The sequence below is a fragment of the Streptomyces meridianus genome (assembly GCF_023703325.1).
GTDB classification, from domain to species: Bacteria; Actinomycetota; Actinomycetes; order Streptomycetales; family Streptomycetaceae; genus Streptomyces; species Streptomyces meridianus.
Window position 1 is genome coordinate 1 of record NZ_JAMQGM010000028.1, and the last position, 18,811, is coordinate 18,811.

The window sequence follows — 18,811 nt, forward strand, 5'->3', positions numbered from 1 at the left end:
TCCGGAACCAGGTGATGGTTTCGGAACACCGGCATTTTTGCGTTGCGATTCGGCTCGCTCACTACGATGTCGTGGGTGCCCTACGACCTCATCATTTTCGACAACGACGGCGTCCTCGTGGACAGCGAGCCGATCTCGAACGCGATTCTTGCGGAGTATCTGACGGAACTCGGACACCCGACGACGTATGAGGACTCCGTCCGCGACTACATGGGCTCCGCCGTGCACCGCATTCACGACATGGTGCGGGAAAGCTCGGGACAGAGCCTGCCGGCAGAGTTCGACCGGACCTTCCACGCCCGCGTCTTCGACGCCTTCCGACACGAGCTCCGAGCCGTCCCCGGAGTCGCCGAAGTCCTGCGGAAACTGACCGCCGACGGGGTTCCGTACTGCGTCGCCTCCTCCGGCAGTCACGAACGTATCCGCGTCGCCCTCGAAACCACCGGACTGAGCGAGCACTTCGACGAGGCGAGCATCTTCAGCTCCCAGGACGTCGGCCGGGGGAAGCCGGCGCCCGACCTCTTCCTGCACGCCGCCGAGAAGATGGGCGTTCCGTCCGCCCGATGCGCGGTCGTGGAGGACAGCGTGCTCGGTGTCCGCGCCGCCGTCGCCGCGGGCATGGACGTCTACGCTTTCACCGCAATGACGCCACCCGAGGCGCTCGCGGCGGCGGACGCCCGATTCGCGCTCATGGGAGACCTGCCGGACCTGCTCGCGCACGGCCGGATACGGTGACCGTATGAGCGGTCGCGCGCAGGTGATGTGGGACGAGGCAGTAACCGGCTACGACTTCGGCTCCGGGCACCCGATGGACCCGGTCCGGCTCGCGCTGACGATGAAGCTCGTCGAGGCGTACGAACTCGACAGGGCGGCACCGTTGGTGGCCGCGAAACCCGCGGGCGACTCCACCCTGCGCCTGGTGCACCGGACCGACTACATCGACGCCGTGCGCCGGGTCTCTGCCGACCCCAAGAGCGCGGACGGGTCCTACGGCCTGGGCACCGCGGACGATCCCGCTTTCGCGGGCATGCACGAGGTCTCCGCCCTCATCGCCGGACAGTCGGTCGGTGCGGCGGAGGCCGTGTGGCACGGCGAGGTCCAGCACGCCGTCAACTTCGCCGGTGGGCTGCACCACGCCATGCCCGGCAGTGCGTCCGGCTTCTGTGTCTACAACGACCCTGCGCTGGCCATTGCCCGGCTGCTGGAACTCGGAGCGGAACGTGTCGCCTACGTCGATGTCGATGTGCACCACGGCGACGGTGTACAGGCCGCCTTCTGGGACGACCCACGTGTGCTGACCGTCTCTCTGCACGAACACCCCAGCACCCTCTTCCCGCAGACCGGATGGCCCGAGGAGACCGGCGGGCCGGGCGCCGAGGGGAGCGCGGTGAACGTCGCCCTTCCCGCCGGCACCGGGGACGAGGGATGGCTGCGCGCCTTCCACGCCGTCGTGCCGGACCTCCTGCGCGCCTTCCGGCCCCAGGTGCTCGTCACCCAGCACGGGGCCGATACCCACTTCGAGGACCCGCTCGCGCATCTCGCGGTGAGTCTCGACGCCCAGCGCGTCGTGGCCGAGTCCTGCCACGAACTGGCGCACGCCCACAGTGAAGGCCGCTGGGTGGCGCTCGGTGGCGGCGGATACGCCGTCGTGGACGTCGTCCCGCGCAGCTGGACGCACCTGGTCGCCATCGCGGCCGGGCGGCCCATTGCGCCGGAGTCCGAGGTCCCCGAGGAATGGCGGCACGCGGTGTACGCCCGGACGATGCAGATGGCACCCCTGCGGATGACCGACGGCCGCCGCCCGGAGTGGCGGGACTTCGACGACGCCGGATACGACCCGGGTGACCGGCTGGACCAGGCCGTGCTCGCCACCCGGCGGGCCGTCTATCCGGCACACGGCATGCTCCCGTGACTCCCTCGTACCCCGGAGAACTACGCCGGGTTGGCCGCTGCGTGGTCGGCGGTGGCCGATCTCCCTCCCCCGTCCGCAGGGGCGCCCTGTCGACAGATCGGACCGATTCGGCATACGCACCCCGGGCCGTCGCCACCCGGGCCGGGAGATACATGCCCCCTGCGGCAGTCCTATGGGACGTTATCCGACGAATCGGCTGGGTCTGTCCTGGTAGGAAGCCGAACGTTACTCCTCTTCCTCACTCGCATCACCCGCCCCTAATCTGGGGAATGAACGCACAGCGGGAGGAGTCACCGGAGGGGAAGCCGGTGCCGTCATGTGTGGAAGGTTCAGGTGTGTCATGGCAACTGGGGAAAGACCTCTCAACGAGGTCGCATTTCTGACTGTGGCGGAAGTCGCCACGGTGATGCGTGTGTCGAAGATGACCGTGTACCGCCTGGTGCATGGGGGGCAACTGCCGGCGATCCGGGTGGGGAGGTCGTTCCGGGTACCCGAGCAAGCGGTTCACGACTATCTGCGCGAGTCGTACGTGGGGGTGGAGACAGCCTGAAGGTGGACCTCGGATTACGCCTTGCCGACGGTGGCGGGTAGGCTGGGCCGACGTAGGTCGTGTGGGCTCGACGCCCCGCACCGTGGGCCCCTCTTGCGGAAGTGTGCGAGGGGGAGAATCGAAGTGAGCGAGGGTAGTCGTGGGCTCTGTTATCAAGAAGCGGCGTAAGCGGATGGCCAAGAAGAAGCACCGCAAGCTGCTCAAGCGCACGCGCGTTCAGCGTCGCAACAAGAAGTAAGCGCGCACAGTCCCCTGGCATCGGCCGGGGACGTGACGGCGCCGCTCTTCCGCTTCTTTGCGGAAGAGCGGCGCCGTTTGTGTTCCGTGCTCCACGGTGAGGCCGGATTCCGTTCCGCCCAACCGGGAAACACGCCGCTGCGTGGGTCCCGTGAGCCGCGGCAGGGCAGCCTCCAGCCGCTACGGTGGGCCTGCAGAATCCCGGCGTTACCGGATGTGCGGGAAGGAAGGCGCTGAACCTTGGGCAGTGTGGTGCTTGTCACCGGTGTCGCCCGGCAGCTGGCGGGCCGTTTCGTACGCCGCATCCAACGTGAACCCGCAGTCGACCGCGTGATCGGCGTGGACGTGGTCCGGCCCGAACACCGCTTGGACGAGGCGGAGTTCCTCCAGGCAGACATCCGCCGGCCCACGATTGCCCGGGTACTGGCCGAACACGCCGTCGACACGGTCGTCCACCTCGACGTCTCCGGGACCCCCTTTGCCGCCCGCGGCAGCCGGTCCGCCATCAAGGAGACCAACGTCATCGGCACGATGCAGCTGCTCGGCGCGTGCCAGAAGGCACCGGGCGTGCGGCGACTCGTCGTCAAGTCCAGTACCGGCGTGTACGGTGCCGCACCCCGTGACCCGGCGGTGTTCACCGAGAACACACCTCCGAAGTCGCTGCCGGGCGGCGGCTTCGCCAAGGACGCAGTGGAGGTCGAGGGGTATGTGCGGGGGTTCGCCCGCCGCCGGCCCGACGTCGCCGTCTGCGTCCTCCGTTTCGCCAACATCCTCGGCCCGTGCGCCGACACACCGCTCGCCGAGTACCTCTCGCTGCCGGTGCTGCCCACGGTGTTCGGGTACGACCCCCGGCTGCAGTTCGTCCACGAGGACGACGTCATGGACGTACTGCGGCTCGCCTCCCTCGAGCCGCGCCGGTCCACGCTCAACAGCGGGACCTTCAACGTCGCCGGCGACGGGGTGCTGCTGCTCTCCCAGGCCGCGCGACGGCTGGGCCGTCCGACGGTACCGCTGCTGCTGCCGGCGGTCACCTGGGTCGGTTCCGCCCTGCGCACCGTCGGTATGACCGATTTCTCGCCGGAGCAGGTCCGCCTGCTGACCCACGGCCGGGTCGTGCAGACCACCCAGATGCGCGAGACGCTCGGTTTCGAGCCGGCCTGGACGACAGCGGAGACGTTCGCCGACTTCGCGCGCAGCCGCGGCCGGGGGCTGCTGCCGCCCGAGATTCTCGCCCGTACCGTCGACCGGCTCGCCGCGGCCCTGCCCGGTCCCCGAAGTGAGGAGCGCACCCGACATGGCTGATGCCAAGGTCATCCCGTTCGGTGACGAACCCCGGTCGCGACGCGGCAGAGGGGGGCGGGCCAGGGCCGCGGGACACCGTACGGCTCCCCTCGCACCCGTACCCGGGCAGCCCCACGGCCCGGAGCACCCCGCGGCTCCGGAGGCCACCGGCGACCGGAGGGGGCCCGCAGGGCCGGTGGGCACGGCCGCCCGCCCGTGGGAGCAACGGCTGGCGCAGGGACTCTCGTTCCTCCGCCGGCGGGTCACCGGGGACTACGAGGTGGACGAGTTCGGCTACGACGAGGAACTCACCGAGGAGGTGCTGCTCTCGCTGCTGCGCCCGGTGTACGAGAAGTACTTCCGGGTGGAGGTCCGGGGCGTCGAGAACATCCCCGAGTCCGGTGGGGTGCTCGTCGTGGCCAACCACTCCGGGACCCTTCCGCTGGACGGCCTGATGCTGCAGGTTGCCGTTCACGACAACCACCCGGCGGGCCGTCATCTCCGGTTGCTCGCCGCCGATCTGGTGTTCATGCTGCCCGTCGTCAACGAACTGGCCCGCAAAGCGGGTCACACGCTCGCCTGTTCCGAGGACGCCCAGCGCCTTCTGGAGCGCGGCGAGGTGGTCGGGGTCATGCCCGAGGGATTCAAGGGCATCGGCAAGCCCTTCTCCGAGCGGTACAAGCTGCAGCGCTTCGGCAGGGGCGGATTCGTGTCCACTGCGCTGCGTGCCGGGGCGCCCATCGTGCCGTGCTCGATCGTCGGGGCCGAGGAGATCTATCCGATGATCGGTAATGCCAGGACCGTCGCACGACTGCTGGGCACCCCGTACTTCCCGGTGACGCCGACGTTTCCGTGGCTGGGGCCGCTGGGCATGGTGCCGCTGCCGACCAAATGGATCATCCAGTTCGGTGAGCCGATTCCGACCGACGGTTATCCGCTGGAGGCTGCCGAGGACCCGATGCTCATGTTCAACCTCACGGACCAGGTACGGGAAACGATTCAGCACACGCTCTACAAGCTGCTGGTACAGAGGCGTTCGGTCTTCTTCTGACGGGGTGCCCGCACGGCTCGGGGCTCCTTCCGCCGCGGAAGGAGCCCCGAGCCGTGCGGGGGCAGGGAGATCAGGGCCGGTCGTCGTCGACACCGAGCCCGGGGAGCAGGCCCGGCAGGATCGGCGGCAGCGTGATGTCCGGTTCCGGGCGCCCCGTGGTGGCCGACTCCGACGGGGACGCGTTGCCCGAAGCGGGCGGCTCGAGAATGTCGCCGGCTCCACCCACCAGTCCGTCCCGCTGCGACTCCGACGGCCGGGGCGACCCGGATCCGGAAGGATCGTCGGAGGTGGTCCCGGGACGGCTCGCAGTACTGCCGGAGGACGGGGTTCCGTGCGCGTCGTCACCCGGCGGTTCGGCCAGTCGCGACTGCAGCGGCCCCACTTCGTCGTCCATGGCGTCGAAGACGGAGGTCACCTGGTCGCCCACGTCACTGAGTTGGGCGGGCAGCCGGTGTCGCAGCTCCTGCCAGCCGCTGCGATGACCGGCGGAGAAGTTGCTGAGCGTCCGCATCGGGGCCAGGGAACCGTTGCGCCGGTATGCGGAGTGCAGCAGGCGGTGGCCCTCCGAGGCGTCCTGGCTCATCCGGGACAGGACCCGGCGGAGCTCGGTGACCGACTCGTGGTCGAGCCCGCCGCTGCGGTCGCGCTCCATGAGGCGCCGGGCCTCGTGCAGGCGGGTCGAGGCGTGGTCGAGATGGATCCGGCCGCGGTCGGTCTCGCCGTCCGCCATGCCGAGGCTGAGATCCTCCATGCCGCGCTTCAGCCCGTACAGCGAATCGCCGGGCAGGGCGTCGGTGCTGGCAGCGGCGATGCCGCTGAACGCTCCCGCGGCCACGCCGACGGTGAGTCCGCCGGCCGCGATGCCCTTGGACCAGCGGGAGCGGAGCTGCAGCCTGTGCAGCGCACCTGCCCGGTGGGTGCCCTTGCCGGAGCGTCGGCCTGGCACGGGGCGGTCACCGGAATCCCTTTCGGCGAGCATCGACTCCATGGCGGCGACCAGTTGGGCCCGCTGCACGGTCCTGGTCCCGGCGTCGAGCTCCGGTTTGGGCAGGTCACCGAGGCGTTCCGTCAGGGCGACGAGAGCCGCCCGGTCGTCCCGGGGTCCGTTCCCGGCGCCGCGGCGGCGCCCGGGGTCGTCGGTTGCGGGGGTTCCGTTCTCGGCGCATTCCGTCGTCGGGTCGGGCTGCACGGCCTGCCGGGCCTGGCGCTGCTGTTCGTCCAGGGCGTCGGCGAAGGCGTTCGCCCGCCGGTGCGCCGATACGTTCGCGATCACGGGCGGCACCTCCTCTCGTCATCACCTGCGACTCCGCGACTGGTCCGGAGGGTTGCTCGGCATGAGACCTTCCACCCGAAAGAGTGAAAGGACGTGCGTGCGATCCCACCGCTGAGAGTCTGCACAGCGCACAACGAGAGACGTGGCAGTCGGGTTACGCCCTCGTGATGATCGGACCGACGCGTCCGCAGCGGTTGCACGTCGCAGCAGATCAGCGGGCGTCGTCCGGCAGGAGTCGCGCGAGCGTGCGGACCGCACGATACTGCAGCGTCTTGATCGCGCCCTCGTTCTTGCCCATCGCGCGCGCCGTCTCGGCGACGGACAGTCCCTGCAGGAAGCGGAGGGTGACGCACTCCTGCTGCTGCGGGTTGAGGCGCCGGACGGCCTCCAGCAGTGCGGTGTTCGACAGGTGCTCGAGCACCGAGTCCTCGGGGCTGCGCTCCACCTCGTTGGCGTCGAGCATCTCCCCGGTCGTGACCTCCAGCCGGAACCGGCTGGACTTGAAGTGGTCGGCGACGAGGTTGCGCGCGATGGTCACGAGCCAGGCTCCGAAGTCCCGGCCCTGCCAGGTGAAGGTGCCGATGCGCCGCAGGGCGCGCAGGAACGTCTCGCTGGTCAGGTCCTCGGCGGTGGCCTTGCCGCCCACGCGGTAGTAGATGTACCGGTACACGGTGTCCGCGTACTGGTCGTAGAGCCGCCCGAAAGCCTCGGCCTCGCCTGCCTGGGCGCGCTCGACCAGGTCCATCATCCGCCGGCTGTCGTGGTCCGCCGGCCTTCTGACCGTGGAGGTCGTGGAAGCGGAGCGGCGGCCTGCCGCGTGTCTGCCCTGGCGCTCGGTGCCGGGGGTTTCGGTACCGGAGACCGATGTCAGTCGCCGGCCCACGGCTGCGCTGCTGTCGGCCAGGGCGTGGGCCGGACCTGCCGGACCGCCGGCCGGGGCCGGCGTGGTGAATGCGGGGACGGCTGACGCGGTGGGGACGAGGTCGCGCAGCTGGTCGACGACCGTTGCACGGAGCGTAGCCAGGCCCGAGGCGTCAACCCCGACGTGTGGGTACACGGGACTCCCAGAGGCAGAGCTTCCATCACGTTATGTGCGGAACCGTTCACCTGTTGCAGGGATGCGTAGGTAACGGCTTGCGTCCGAGGAGAATAACGCTTAGTGCAGAGGGCACTACACCGAGTTGCTGAAATCGCCGTTTCGGTTCGTCCGGTAGCTGAATGGTGATCGATCAAATATCGAACGAGTGACAGAAAATGATCGCGCTCGTACCGGAGTTGAGCGAATGTAGGACGCCTTCCCGCCATCCACTGGCATCGTCACTGGCCGGGGCCCGATCTGGGAATGACTACGGAATGCTCGCGCGTCGTTACCGTCGACGGCGCTGCAGAGCGACCGCTGCAGCCGCGCCGCCCGCGATCGCACCGACCCCGGCGGCGGCGGGGATGCCGACCTTGGCTGCCTTGCGCGCCGTGCGGTAGTCGCGGAGCCGCCAGCCGTTCGTGCGGGCGTACTTGCGCAACCGTGCGTCAGGGTTGATCGCATACGGATGTCCGACGATCGAGAGCATCGGGATGTCGTTCGCCGAGTCGCTGTACGCCGCACAGCGCGACAGTTCGAGCCCCTCGGCGGTGGCCAGTGCACGTACGGCTTCCGCCTTGGACGGTCCGTGCAGTGGTTCGCCGACGAGCCGGCCCGTGTAGACGCCGTCCACGGACTCGGCGACCGTGCCCAGGGCTCCGGTCAGGCCCAGCCGGCGAGCGATGATCGTTGCGGTCTCCACGGGGGCCGCGGTGACGAGCCAGACCTTCTGTCCGGCGTCGAGGTGCGCCTGGGCGAGGGCGCGGGTGCCCGGCCAGATGCGTCCGGCCATGTACTCGTCGTAGATCTCCTCGCCGATCTCCATGAGTTCGGAGACCTGGTGGCCCTGCACGATGGAGAGCGCGCTGTTGCGCGCGTCCTCCATGTGGGCCGGGTCCTCGACGCCGGCCATCCGGAACCAGGCCTGCTGCCAGGCGAAGCGGCCGAGTTCGCGCGTCGTGAAGAATTTGCGCTTGTACAGACCGCGGCCGAAATGGAACAGGGCCGCGCCCTGCATGACGGTGTTGTCCAGATCGAAGAAGGCAGCCGCCAACGGATCCCCGGCGACGGGGAATTCGGGTTCGGGGATGTCGGGGGTCCCGGCGCCGAACTCCTCGGCGGTGGCGGTCTTGCGGGCTGCCTCGGCAGCGGCTTCGCCTGCGAGCACGCTGCGTGCGGTGGCGGAACGCCTGCGGGGGGTGATCCATCCCAGTGCGGCCATGGCGCGAGCATAGCCAGTCCCGGGGCGCAACCCGAGCCGCTGGATTCCGCTCGGCGTCCGTGTTGCGCAGGTCACGGCGCGCCTGCCGCCGTCCGGACGCTGGGCAAGGGGCGCGGGTCCGCGCTCGGCACAATGGACCCATGAGTCCGCTGCTGCCGCGCAAGAGCCGGAAGAAGCCCGCCGAGCACACTGTCACCCTCATCGGAAAGCCCGGGTGCCACCTGTGCGACGACGCCCGCGCTGTGGTCGCTGAGGTCTGCGGGGATCTGGGTGCGGCGTGGGAGGAGCACGACATCGACCGGGATGCCGAACTGCACCGCAAGTACTGGGAGCAGATCCCGGTGGTGCTCGTGGACGGCGCGCAGCACGACTTCTGGCGGGTCGACCCGGCGCGGCTGCGCCGCGCGCTGGGCGGCTGACGCCGGGCTGATGCGCGGCCTCCCGGGCGTCCGTCGACAGCTCGGGGCCTGCCCGGGCGCGGGTACGATCGTGGGAACCGGCCGGGGGGACGGCGTGAGGAGAGTGGGCGCGTGCCCTCGTTCGCGGCTGTGCGGCGGAGGGCCGGCTGTGGTTGCGGATCCGTCCGGAAACCGTGCGTGACGCCGGTCACTTTGCTCGGACAAATCGGACGCCATCTTTGTGCACGCGTTCACAAAGGCATAGCCTGGCGTGGACGGGGCGGCCCTGGAACGCGTGGCCGCCCACAGCCCCGCTCTACCCGCAGGAGCACCGTGGCAACTGGCCGAACTCACCGTCCGGCGACCCGCAGCCGAGGGATTCCCGAGGCCACGGTCGCCAGGCTTCCGCTGTATCTGCGCGCTCTGACCGCACTGTCGGAGCGTTCGGTCCCCACGGTCTCCTCCGAGGAGCTCGCGACGGCGGCCGGGGTCAATTCGGCCAAGCTGCGCAAGGACTTCTCCTACCTCGGCTCCTACGGCACCCGCGGGGTCGGCTACGACGTCGAGTACCTCGTCTACCAGATCTCCCGCGAGCTCGGTCTCACCCAGGACTGGCCGGTCGTCATCGTCGGTATCGGTAACCTCGGCGCCGCCCTCGCGAACTACGGCGGTTTCGCCTCCCGCGGCTTCCGGGTCGCCGCGCTGATCGACGCGGACCCCGCCATGGCAGGCAAGCCCGTCGCGGGTCTCCCGGTCCGGCACACCGACGAACTCGAATCGATCATCAGCGACAACGGCGTTTCGATCGGCGTCATCGCCACTCCGGCGGGTGCCGCCCAGCAGGTCTGCGACCGGCTCGTCGCCGCCGGCGTCACCAGCATCCTGAACTTCGCGCCCACCGTGCTGTCCGTGCCCGACGGCGTGGACGTGCGCAAGGTCGATCTGTCGATCGAGCTGCAGATCCTCGCCTTCCACGAGCAGCGCAAGTCCGGCGAGGACGCAGGCCAGGCCGTCGCGCCGCCGCCTCCGCTGCGGTCGGCGTCCGACGGCCGGAAGGGGCCCGACGGGGACGTCCCCGCGGTGATGCCGGCATGAGTCTTCTGGTCGTCGGGCTGAGCCATCGCAGCGCGCCGGTGAGCGTGCTCGAGCGTTCGGCCCTCTCCTCCGATGCACAGACCAAGCTGCTGCAGGACACCCTCGCCGCCGAGCCGACGGCGGAGGCCGCAGTGCTCGCGACGTGCAACCGGGTCGAGCTGTACGCGGACGTGGACAAGTTCCACGCCGGTGTGGCGGAGCTGTCCACCTTGCTGTCCCAGCACAGCGGCGTCGGTCTGGAGGAGCTCACCCCCTACCTCTACGTCCACTACGAGGACCGGGCGGTCCACCACCTGTTCTCGGTGGCCTGCGGCCTGGACTCGATGGTCGTCGGCGAGGGGCAGATCCTCGGCCAGATCAAGGACGCCCTGGCGCTCGGCCAGGAGCTGCACACTGCCGGCCGGCTGCTGAACGATCTGTTCCAGCAGGCGCTGCGGGTGGGCAAGCGCGCGCACAGCGAGACCGGTATCGACCGGGCCGGGCAGTCGCTCGTCACGTTCGGCCTCGAGCAGCTCGCGGGCGACCGTCCGGTGGCCGAGTGGGCGCCGGGCAGGCGCGCCCTGGTGATCGGCGCCGGTTCGATGTCCTCGCTGGCCGCCACGACGCTGGCCCGCGCCGGCGTGTCCGAACTGGTGATCGCGAATCGGACGCTGGAGCGTGCCGAGCGGCTCGCGGGAACCCTCGGCGGACGCGCCGTGCCGATCGGCGCCGTCGGGAACGAACTCCCGCACGCCGACCTCGTCGTCTCCTGCACCGGTGCCACGGGTCTGGTGCTGACCGGCGAGCAGGTCGGGGCCGCCGTACGGGAACGCGCTGCCGAGACCTTTCTGCTGGACCTGGCGATGCCCCGGGACATCGACGCGGCCGTGCACCGCCTGGAGGGCGTGCGGCTGGTCGACATCGAGACGCTGGCCGAGGCGGCTTCGGGGCGGACCGGCGAAGAGAGCACGGCGGCCGGGCCGATGGCGGCCGACGTGGACCGGGTGCGGACCATCGTCTCGGCCGAGGTCTCGGCCTTCGGCGCAGCCCAGCGTGCCGTGCACATCACGCCGACGGTGGTCGCGCTGCGTACCATGGCGGCGGATGTGGTCTCCGGCGAGATCGCCCGGCTGTACGGCCGCCTGCCCGACCTGGACGACCGGCAGCGCTCCGAGATCGCCCAGACGGTGCGCCGCGTCGTGGACAAGCTGCTCCACGCGCCGACGGTGCGCGTCAAGCAGCTCGCGGGCGAGCCCGGTGGCGCCGGGTACGCGGACGCGCTGCGCGAACTCTTCGACCTCGACCCGCAGGCGGTCGCCGCCGTCAGCCGGGCGGACACGGGCGACCCGGAACGGGAGCGGGCATGAGCAGCACCGACATGAACAGCAGGCCACTGCGGCTGGGGACCAGGCGGAGCAAGCTCGCCATGGCCCAGTCCGGTCAGGTGGCCGAGCGGGTCCGGGAGGTCACCGGTCGCCCGGTGGAGCTCGTCGAGATCACCACGTACGGCGACACCTCGCGCGAGCACCTCGCGCAGATCGGCGGGACCGGCGTCTTCGTCTCCGCCCTGCGCGACGCCCTGCTCAGCGGGGAGATCGACTTCGCGGTGCACTCGCTCAAGGACCTGCCGACCGCGCAGCCGGAGGAGCTGGCGGTCGCCGCGATCCCGGCCCGTGAGGACCCGCGGGACGCACTGGTGGCCCGCGACGGCCTGACCTTCGAGCAGCTGCTCACCGGCTCCGCGGCTCCGGCCCGGATCGGCACCGGGTCGCCGCGGCGCATGGCCCAGCTGAACGGCTGGGCCCGGTCGCTCGGACTCGAGGTCGAGACCGTTCCGATCCGCGGCAACGTCGACACCCGGATCGGTTACGTGCGCTCCGGAGAGCTCGACGGAGTCGTCCTCGCGGCCGCCGGGCTCAGCCGGATCGGCCGGATCGGCGAGGCCACCGAACTGATCGATGTCGATGCCGTCCTGCCCGCGCCCGGACAGGGGGCGCTGGCGGTCGAATGCGTCGCCGGCCGTCCCGTGGACGGTGTCTCCGGCGTCGACCTGGCATCCCGGCTCGCGGAGCTCGACGACCCCTTGACCAGGGCCGCCGTGACCGCCGAGCGATCCCTGCTCGCCGCCCTGGAGGCCGGCTGCAGTGCACCCGTGGGTGCGCTGGCCGACTTCCCGGCCGACGGGCAGGTTGTCACCGAAATGCGCCTGCGCGGCGTCGTCGGCACCACCGACGGCAAGACGCTGGTGCAGCTGTCCACCACCGGTCCCGTACCCGCGTCACACGACGACGCCATGGCTCTCGGTCGCGAACTCGCGTCCGAGATGCTCGCGAAGGGTGCGGCCGGTCTTATGGGGGAGCGAGCACTTTGAGCCCCACCGCCGCAAATCTCCGACCAGCTCAGCACACGGCTGCTGCCGGCCACGTCACCTTCCTCGGTGCCGGTCCGGGAGACCCCGGTCTGCTGACGCTGCGCGCCGTCGAGGCGCTGAACCACGCCGATGTGCTGGTCGCCGACCCGCAGGTACTCGACGTAGTGCGTCACCACGCGAGGGCAGGCGTGGACATCCAGGCTTCGTCCGGGCAGGACGGCACGTCAACTACCCCTTCCGGAACGGATGTTGCCGCCCCGGCGGAAGATGCGGCCAATCTTGTCATGGCGGCGGCGCGCGGCGGCAAGCGGGTGGTCCGTGCCGTGGCGGGCGATCCGGGTCTCGACGGCAATGCCGCCGGGGAGATGCTCGCCTGCGCGGACGAGGGCATCGTCTTCGAGGTGGTGCCGGGCGTGGCCACGGCCGTCGGCGTACCGGCCTACGCGGGTATCCCGCTGCGGACGGAGTCGGGCGCGGACGTGCGGTTCGTCGACGCCCGTACCGCGACCGAGCAGTGCTGGGGCGAGATCGGCACGAGCGACGCCACCGCGGTGGTTTCGGCAACGCTGGACACTGTGGTGGGGGCCGCCGGCGACCTGGTCGCCGCGGGGCGCAAGCCCGACACCCCGCTGACGGTGACCGTGGCCGGTACCACGACCCGTCAGCGCACCTGGACGGCGACGCTCGGCAGCATCGCGCAGGTGCTGAAGGCGGCGAAGGTCCTGCCGTCCGTCGAAGGCGGCCGTCCGGTGATAGCCGTGGTCGGTGAACAGAGCGACGCGAAGCTCGCCTGGTTCGAGTCCAAGCCGCTGTTCGGCTGGAAGGTGCTCGTGCCGCGGACGAAGGAGCAGGCGGCCTCGCTGTCCGACCAGCTGAGAAGCTACGGCGCCGTGCCCAGCGAGGTGCCGACCATCGCCGTCGAGCCGCCCCGTACCCCGCAGCAGATGGAGCGTGCGGTCAAGGGACTGGTGACCGGCCGGTACGAGTGGATCGCCTTCACCTCGGTCAACGCGGTCAAGGCCGTCCGGGAGAAGTTCGAGGAGTACGGGCTCGACGCCCGTGCCTTCGCCGGCATCAAGGTCGCGGCCGTGGGCGAGCAGACCGCCAAGGCCCTGGTCGACTTCGGCGTGAAGCCCGACCTGGTGCCCAGCGGGGAGCAGTCGGCTGCGGGTCTGCTGGAGGACTGGCCGCCGTACGACCCGGTGTTCGACCCGATCGACCGGGTCTTCCTGCCGCGTGCGGACATCGCCACCGAGACCCTGGTGGCGGGCCTGATCGAGCTCGGCTGGGAGGTGGACGACGTCACGGCCTACCGGACCGTCCGTGCCTCGCCCCCGCCGGCCGAGACCCGTGAGGCGATCAAGGGCGGCGGCTTCGACGCGGTCCTGTTCACGTCGTCGAGCACGGTGCGCAATCTCGTCGGCATCGCCGGCAAGCCGCACAATGTCACGGTCATCGCCTGCATCGGACCGGCCACCGCCAAGACGGCGGAGGAGCACGGCCTGCGGGTCGACGTTCTGTCGCCCGAGCCGTCGGTGCACAAGCTGGCGGAGGCGCTCGCGGAGTTCGGTGCGCAGCGCCGGGCGGCGGCCGTCGAGGCAGGTGAACACGTCACCAGGCCGAGCGAGCGCCGGCCCGGATCGCGCAGGAGGCGCAGTTGACCACGTACGGAGACTTCCCGGGAGCGCGGCCACGGAGGCTGCGGACCACGCCGGCCATGCGCCGGCTGGTGGCCGAGACCCGGCTGCACCCGGCGGACCTGATCCTTCCCGCGTTCGTGCGGGAGGGGATCGGTGAGCCGGTGCCGGTGTCGTCCATGCCCGGCGTCGTGCAGCACACCCGCAACACACTGCGGAAGGCCGCGGCGGAGGCGGTGGAGGCCGGGGTCGGCGGGATCATGCTGTTCGGTGTGCCCGCGCACAAGGACGCGGTGGGCTCGCAGGGGACGGATCCGAACGGCATTCTCCAGCTGGCGATCCGGGACGTGAAGGAGGAGGTCGGCGACGCTCTCGTCGTCATGTCCGACCTGTGTCTGGACGAGTTCACCGACCACGGCCACTGCGGGGTCCTCGACACCGAAGGCCGGGTGGACAACGACGCGACGCTGGAGCGCTACGCGGAGATGGCGCGGGTCCAGGCGGACGCGGGCGTCGACGTCGTCGGGCCGAGCGGCATGATGGACGGCCAGGTGCGGGTGGTGCGCGAGGCGCTGGACGGCATCGGTCACCAGGAGGTTGCGGTCCTCGCCTACACGGCGAAGTACGCCTCCGCGTTCTACGGGCCGTTCCGGGAGGCCGTGGACTCGTCGCTGAAGGGCGACCGCAAGACGTACCAGCAGGACCCGGCCAACGCCCGCGAGTCGATGCGGGAGCTGGAGCTCGACCTCGCCGAGGGCGCCGACATGGTGATGGTGAAGCCGGCGCTGCCCTATCTGGACATCCTGCGCCGGGTCGCGGATGCGGTGGACGTTCCGGTGGCCGCCTACCAGGTCTCGGGCGAGTACGCGATGGTCGAGGCGGCGGCGGAGCGCGGCTGGGTCGACCGGGAGCGGATCATCATGGAGACGCTGACCGGGGCGAAGCGCGCGGGCGCCGGCACGGTGCTGACGTACTGGGCCGTGGAGGCGGCGCAGCGGCTGGCCCGCGGCTGACGGGTCGAGGCTGACAGGGCCTGGCAGGCAAGGCATTCTCGGCGGCCCCGGACTACGGTCCGGGGCCGCCGTCGTCGTGTCCGGGGCGCAGCACCAAGGGGTGGAAAGTGCGGTTGTGACAAGGGTTGACGGGTGCATGCAGGAGTCCTAGGTTCCAACGAACGGTCTTTCCATTCCGCATAGTGGAATTTCTGCAGCGGAGGTCCATGTGTTCCGCCCCGTCCTCGACCCGGTGATCGACTCCCTCGCCTGGTCCGCGCTCGTCGCGGCAGTCCCCCTGCTCGTCTTCTTCGTTCTCCTCGGTCTGGTGCGGCTGAAAGCCTCCTGGGCCGCGCTGGCCTCGTTGGCCGCATCCGTCCTGGTGGCGATCGGCGTCTACGCGATGCCGGCGGGGCAGGCGCTGAGCTCGGCGGCCGAGGGTGCGCTGTTCGGTCTCTTCCCCATCATGTGGATCGTCGTCAACGCCCTGTGGATCTATCAGATCACCGTGGACACCGGGCATTTCGAGGTTCTGCGCCGGTCGTTCGGGCGGCTTTCCGACGATCAGCGCCTCCAGGCGATCATCGTGGCGTTCTGCTTCGGCGCCCTGCTGGAGGCGCTCGCCGGCTTCGGGGCGCCCGTGGCGATCAGCTCGGTCATGCTCATCGCCCTGGGCTTCCGGCCCTTCAAGGCCGCGACCGTGGCGCTGGTCGCCAACACCGCGCCCGTCGCCTTCGGGGCCATGGGCACTCCGGTGATCACCCTGGCCAAGCTGACCGGGCTGTCGCTCGACGACGTCGCCTCGACCGTCGGCCGGCAGACACCCGTGCTCGCCGCGGTCGTCCCGCTGCTGCTGGTCTTCCTCGTCGACGGCCGCCGTGGGCTGCGGCAGACCTGGCTGCCCGCTCTGGTGACCGGCGTGACGTTCGGTGTGGCCCAGTTCGTCACCGCGAACTACATCTCGGTCGAACTGACCGACGTCGTCGCGGCCCTGATCTCCGTCGGCGCCCTCGTGCTGCTGATGCGGGTGCTGCCCGGAGGCGGCGTGAGCGGGGCGAGCCGCACGCCGCCGCTGATCGCGGGCGGCAGCGAGGACGCGGAGCCCGCCCAGGCGGAGCGGGCCGAGCGGGACGCCCGGGACGCCCGGGAGGAGGTTGCGGAGGAACGCGGGGCGGTGGTGAAGGCCTACCTTCCGTACGCCGTCGTCATCGCGGTCTTCGCGGTGACGCAACTCCCGCCGGTGAAGGCGCTGTTGGCGCACGGCACGGTCGTCTTCGACTGGCCCGGTCTGGACGTCGCCGACCCGGTCACCGGCGAGCCCGTCGCAGCCTCGGCCTTCACCTTCAACTGGCTGCCTGCCACCGGCACCATGCTGTTGCTCAGCGGAGTCATCACGGTGGCCCTGCTCGGGGTACGGCCGTCCGCCGCGGTCCGCGCGTACGGCAGCACCCTGCGCCAGCTCGCGTCGGCCATCCTCACCGTCGCCGCGGTGCTGGCGCTCGCCTACGTGATGAACCTGTCCGGCCAGACCACCACCATCGGCCACTGGATTGCCGGGGCCGGCGCGGGCCTGGCGTTCCTGTCACCGGTGCTCGGCTGGCTCGGCGTCGCCGTCAGCGGATCCGACACCTCGTCCAACGCCCTGTTCGGCGCTCTCCAGGTGGCGGCCGCGAAGAGCTCCGGCTTCAGTCCCGAACTGCTGGCCTCCGCCAACAGCTCGGGTGGCGTCCTCGGCAAGATGATCTCGCCGCAGAACCTGGCCATCGCCGCCGCGGCCACCGGACTCGGCGGCAGGGAACCGGAGTTGCTGCGGAAGGTCGTCGTCTGGAGCCTGCTGTTGCTCCTGCTGATCTGCATCCTCGTCGCCCTGCAGGCCACACCGGTGCTGGCCTGGATGCTTCCCACCTGACGGTCCGGCCGGTGAGCCGCTCACGCGGTGCACCGGCCGAGCCGCACCATCAGCCGGCCGAGACCGCCCAGGCGGTCTCGGCCGCCGTCGTTGCCGCGCCGGCGTCCGCGGGCAGCCCGGACGCCTTCAGGGAGGCCGCCAGACCGTCCAGGCAGCGCAGCACCGTGGAGAGCGAGGCGTCCGGGCCGTAGTGGTTCACCCGGAGCATCTCCCGGGCCAGGGCGCCACCGCCGGCGGCGAGGGGCAGCGGCCGGGCACCGTCGGAGTCGATCGCGGCCAGAGCGGTCGTCACGAGCGCACGGGCGTCGGCCGACGCGGGGGCGCGCAGTGTGGTGGCGGCGGGCGCAGCCTCGCGGTCCTCACCGACGTAAGGGCGCAGCCCCTCGTCGCCCTGCTCGTTCATGGCCCGCACGCCGGCCCGGGTCGCGGCGGAGGCGGCCCGGTGGCGGGCGACGACCGTGTCGAGGCCGTCCGCCTCGATCCGGTCGATGCACGCCTCGAGGGCCAGCATCTCCAACTGGGCCGGGGCGTGCGGCAGCACGGTGCGGCCGGTGTCGATCCAGCGCTCCTTCCAGTCCAGCAGGGACAGGTAGGAGCGGCGCGGCGCCTGCGGGTTGGCGCGGATGCGCTCCCAGGCGCGGTCGCTCACCGACACCGCGGACACGCCGGCCGGTCCTCCCATGGCCTTCTGTGCGCCGACGACGCACAGGTCGACCCCCCACGCGTCGGTGAGCAGCGGCTCGGCGGCGACGGAGGCGACCGCGTCCACCATGAGCAGCGCGCCGTGCTCGCGGACGAGCGGGCCGATCTCCGCGACGGGGTTGGTGTTGCCTGTGGCGGCCTCGGCGTGCACGAGGGACACCAGTCCGGTCTCCGGGTGGTCGGCCAGGGCCTTGGCGACGAGACCTGCGGACGCCGCGGTGTCGTAGGGGACCTCGAGGTCGACGACGGTGGCGCCGCAGTCGCGCAGCCAGCCGCCGAACGTCTGGCCGTACGGGCCGGTGACGACGTTCAGCGCCGTCGAGCCGGGGCGGGCGGCGGAGCGGATGCAGCCCTCGAGCGGCAGCAGCGCCTCGCCCTGCATGACGAGCACGTCGGCGTCGGTGTGCAGGAGGGCGGCGACCCGCTGCTCGATCGACGCGAACCGTTCGGCGGTCAGCGGTGCGAGGTCGAGGAAGGGGTGGGACACGGGCTGCTCACTTCGTGCGGGTGCGGTGGGGCGCGGGATGGCTTCTGGGGCGCGTGGTGGGGGCGTGCGCCGCCCCGGTGAGCGTACAGCGTGGGTGGATCAGCTCAGTTGAAAGAAGTGTACACTTCTGCGCATGAGTGACACCTTTCCGATGACGGAAGCCCGCGCACGTTTCGGCTCGCTCGTGCGCCGGACGGCACATGCCCGGGAACGCATCACCATCACTGATCACGGTCAGCCGGCCGCCGTGCTGATAAATCCCCAGGAACTCGCGGACATCGAGGACGCACTTGCCCTCGCCGAGTACCGCGCCCGTTCCGAATCCGGACGGGCGAGGACGGTCGGGCACGAGGAGGTCCGCGAACGACTGGGCCTGGGGCGTGAATGAGTTACAGCATCATCTGGGACGAGCGCGCCGTCGATGCGGCAGCCCGGTTCCTCAAGGAGGACCCGGAGGGGCTGCGGCAGCTGTTCGCCGGTATCGACCTCCTGGCCGATGATCCGCGACCCGTGGGGGCGGCCGAGTACGGGTCGCCCGACCTGAGGCGCATGCATGTCGGCCGGTACCGCGTTCTCTACGAGATCGTCAACTCGACGGTCACCATCATCGTCATCCATGTCGGCAGCCTCGGCTGAC

The 18,811-nt window shown here is 70.8% G+C and carries 19 protein-coding genes; 15 read left to right on the forward strand and 4 right to left on the reverse strand.

The annotated features are described in order from the left end of the window. The first annotated feature begins 75 nt into the window (after positions 1 to 75). From M1E25_RS13035 to M1E25_RS13060, 6 genes are all read left to right on the forward strand, one after another. The gene (locus M1E25_RS13035; RefSeq protein ID WP_251414514.1) at positions 76 to 735 is read left to right on the forward strand and encodes an HAD family hydrolase; all 660 of its coding nucleotides are present in this window, start codon (positions 76 to 78) and stop codon (positions 733 to 735) included. A gap of 4 nt (positions 736 to 739) precedes the next feature. After that, the gene (locus M1E25_RS13040; RefSeq protein WP_251414516.1) at positions 740 to 1,912 is read left to right on the forward strand and encodes an acetoin utilization protein AcuC; all 1,173 of its coding nucleotides are present in this window, start codon (positions 740 to 742) and stop codon (positions 1,910 to 1,912) included. 340 nt (positions 1,913 to 2,252) lie between these two features. Then, positions 2,253 to 2,462 carry a helix-turn-helix domain-containing protein gene (locus tag M1E25_RS13045; RefSeq protein WP_251414518.1) on the forward strand — a complete coding sequence of 70 codons (210 nt, stop codon included), beginning with the start codon at positions 2,253 to 2,255 and terminating at the stop codon, positions 2,460 to 2,462. A gap of 139 nt (positions 2,463 to 2,601) precedes the next feature. Continuing rightward, positions 2,602 to 2,700, forward strand: a complete 99-nt coding sequence (locus M1E25_RS13050) for a 30S ribosomal protein bS22 (protein ID WP_003948845.1) — start codon at positions 2,602 to 2,604, stop codon at positions 2,698 to 2,700. A 239-nt stretch (positions 2,701 to 2,939) separates the two neighbouring features. Beyond that, the gene (locus tag M1E25_RS13055) at positions 2,940 to 4,001 is read left to right on the forward strand and encodes an NAD-dependent epimerase/dehydratase family protein (protein ID WP_251414521.1); all 1,062 of its coding nucleotides are present in this window, start codon (positions 2,940 to 2,942) and stop codon (positions 3,999 to 4,001) included. Continuing rightward, the gene (locus tag M1E25_RS13060; RefSeq protein ID WP_251414523.1) at positions 3,994 to 5,031 is read left to right on the forward strand and encodes a lysophospholipid acyltransferase family protein; all 1,038 of its coding nucleotides are present in this window, start codon (positions 3,994 to 3,996) and stop codon (positions 5,029 to 5,031) included. The genes M1E25_RS13055 and M1E25_RS13060 overlap by 8 nt, the downstream gene beginning before the upstream one ends. A gap of 70 nt (positions 5,032 to 5,101) precedes the next feature. On the opposite strand, the gene M1E25_RS13065 is transcribed toward M1E25_RS13060, so the two are convergent. The 3 genes from M1E25_RS13065 to M1E25_RS13075 all read right to left on the reverse strand — a co-directional run bounded on the left by M1E25_RS13065 (position 5,102) and on the right by M1E25_RS13075 (position 8,604). Continuing rightward, the gene (locus M1E25_RS13065) at positions 5,102 to 6,304 is read right to left on the reverse strand and encodes a DUF5667 domain-containing protein (protein WP_251414526.1); all 1,203 of its coding nucleotides are present in this window, start codon (positions 6,302 to 6,304) and stop codon (positions 5,102 to 5,104) included. A gap of 211 nt (positions 6,305 to 6,515) precedes the next feature. Then, entirely contained in the window at positions 6,516 to 7,361 is an 846-nt protein-coding gene (locus M1E25_RS13070) for an ECF subfamily RNA polymerase sigma factor, BldN family (RefSeq protein ID WP_251414528.1), read from the reverse strand. A 310-nt stretch (positions 7,362 to 7,671) separates the two neighbouring features. Further along, complete coding sequence (locus tag M1E25_RS13075; protein ID WP_251414530.1) at positions 7,672 to 8,604, reverse strand: HAD family hydrolase; 933 nt, start codon at positions 8,602 to 8,604, stop codon at positions 7,672 to 7,674. Positions 8,605 to 8,744: 140 nt separating this feature from the next. On the opposite strand from M1E25_RS13075, the gene M1E25_RS13080 reads away from it, so the two are divergent. The 7 genes from M1E25_RS13080 (at position 8,745) to M1E25_RS13110 (ending at position 16,985) form a co-directional block, all read left to right on the forward strand. Then, a complete protein-coding gene (locus tag M1E25_RS13080; protein ID WP_251414532.1) occupies positions 8,745 to 9,023 on the forward strand; it encodes a glutaredoxin family protein in 279 nt (92 codons plus the stop codon). A 312-nt stretch (positions 9,024 to 9,335) separates the two neighbouring features. Then, positions 9,336 to 10,097: a redox-sensing transcriptional repressor Rex gene (locus M1E25_RS13085; protein ID WP_251414535.1), complete on the forward strand. Its 762-nt coding sequence runs from the start codon at positions 9,336 to 9,338 to the stop codon at positions 10,095 to 10,097. Further along, entirely contained in the window at positions 10,094 to 11,443 is a 1,350-nt protein-coding gene (locus M1E25_RS13090) for a glutamyl-tRNA reductase (RefSeq protein ID WP_251414537.1), read from the forward strand. Before M1E25_RS13085 ends, M1E25_RS13090 begins: the two co-directional genes overlap by 4 nt. Positions 11,444 to 11,454: 11 nt before the next feature. Then, complete coding sequence (gene hemC / locus M1E25_RS13095) at positions 11,455 to 12,447, forward strand: hydroxymethylbilane synthase (protein ID WP_251414871.1); 993 nt, start codon at positions 11,455 to 11,457, stop codon at positions 12,445 to 12,447. Beyond that, positions 12,444 to 14,108, forward strand: coding sequence for a bifunctional uroporphyrinogen-III C-methyltransferase/uroporphyrinogen-III synthase (locus M1E25_RS13100; RefSeq protein WP_251414541.1), 1,665 nt, complete (start codon positions 12,444 to 12,446; stop codon positions 14,106 to 14,108). Before hemC ends, M1E25_RS13100 begins: the two co-directional genes overlap by 4 nt. Then, the gene (gene hemB, locus M1E25_RS13105; protein WP_251414544.1) at positions 14,105 to 15,097 is read left to right on the forward strand and encodes a porphobilinogen synthase; all 993 of its coding nucleotides are present in this window, start codon (positions 14,105 to 14,107) and stop codon (positions 15,095 to 15,097) included. Before M1E25_RS13100 ends, hemB begins: the two co-directional genes overlap by 4 nt. Before the next feature lie 208 nt (positions 15,098 to 15,305). Continuing rightward, a complete protein-coding gene (locus tag M1E25_RS13110; RefSeq protein ID WP_251414546.1) occupies positions 15,306 to 16,985 on the forward strand; it encodes an L-lactate permease in 1,680 nt (559 codons plus the stop codon). Between the two features lie 49 nt (positions 16,986 to 17,034). Here M1E25_RS13110 and M1E25_RS13115 read toward each other — a convergent pair whose 3' ends face one another. After that, positions 17,035 to 18,174, reverse strand: a complete 1,140-nt coding sequence (locus tag M1E25_RS13115; RefSeq protein ID WP_251414549.1) for a pyridoxal-phosphate-dependent aminotransferase family protein — start codon at positions 18,172 to 18,174, stop codon at positions 17,035 to 17,037. Positions 18,175 to 18,307: 133 nt separating this feature from the next. Between M1E25_RS13115 and M1E25_RS13120 the strand changes: the two genes are divergently transcribed. Then, a complete protein-coding gene (locus M1E25_RS13120; RefSeq protein WP_251414552.1) occupies positions 18,308 to 18,562 on the forward strand; it encodes a type II toxin-antitoxin system Phd/YefM family antitoxin in 255 nt (84 codons plus the stop codon). Then, a complete protein-coding gene (locus M1E25_RS13125) occupies positions 18,559 to 18,810 on the forward strand; it encodes a type II toxin-antitoxin system RelE family toxin (protein WP_251414555.1) in 252 nt (83 codons plus the stop codon). Before M1E25_RS13120 ends, M1E25_RS13125 begins: the two co-directional genes overlap by 4 nt. Position 18,811: the final 1 nt, after the last annotated feature.

Bases quoted from the DNA above. Each gene is read 5' to 3' on its own strand.
- M1E25_RS13090 (WP_251414537.1), top strand. From the start codon at position 10,094: ATGAGTCTTCTGGTCGTCGGGCTGAGCCATCGCAGCGCGCCGGTGAGC.
- M1E25_RS13045 (WP_251414518.1), top strand. From the start codon at position 2,253: ATGGCAACTGGGGAAAGACCTCTCAACGAGGTCGCATTTCTGACTGTG.
- M1E25_RS13060 (WP_251414523.1), top strand. From the start codon at position 3,994: ATGGCTGATGCCAAGGTCATCCCGTTCGGTGACGAACCCCGGTCGCGA.
- M1E25_RS13120 (WP_251414552.1), top strand. From the start codon at position 18,308: ATGAGTGACACCTTTCCGATGACGGAAGCCCGCGCACGTTTCGGCTCG.
- M1E25_RS13075 (WP_251414530.1), bottom strand. From the start codon at position 8,604: ATGGCCGCACTGGGATGGATCACCCCCCGCAGGCGTTCCGCCACCGCA.
- M1E25_RS13125 (WP_251414555.1), top strand. From the start codon at position 18,559: ATGAGTTACAGCATCATCTGGGACGAGCGCGCCGTCGATGCGGCAGCC.
- M1E25_RS13080 (WP_251414532.1), top strand. From the start codon at position 8,745: ATGAGTCCGCTGCTGCCGCGCAAGAGCCGGAAGAAGCCCGCCGAGCAC.
- M1E25_RS13040 (WP_251414516.1), top strand. From the start codon at position 740: ATGAGCGGTCGCGCGCAGGTGATGTGGGACGAGGCAGTAACCGGCTAC.
- hemC (WP_251414871.1), top strand. From the start codon at position 11,455: ATGAACAGCAGGCCACTGCGGCTGGGGACCAGGCGGAGCAAGCTCGCC.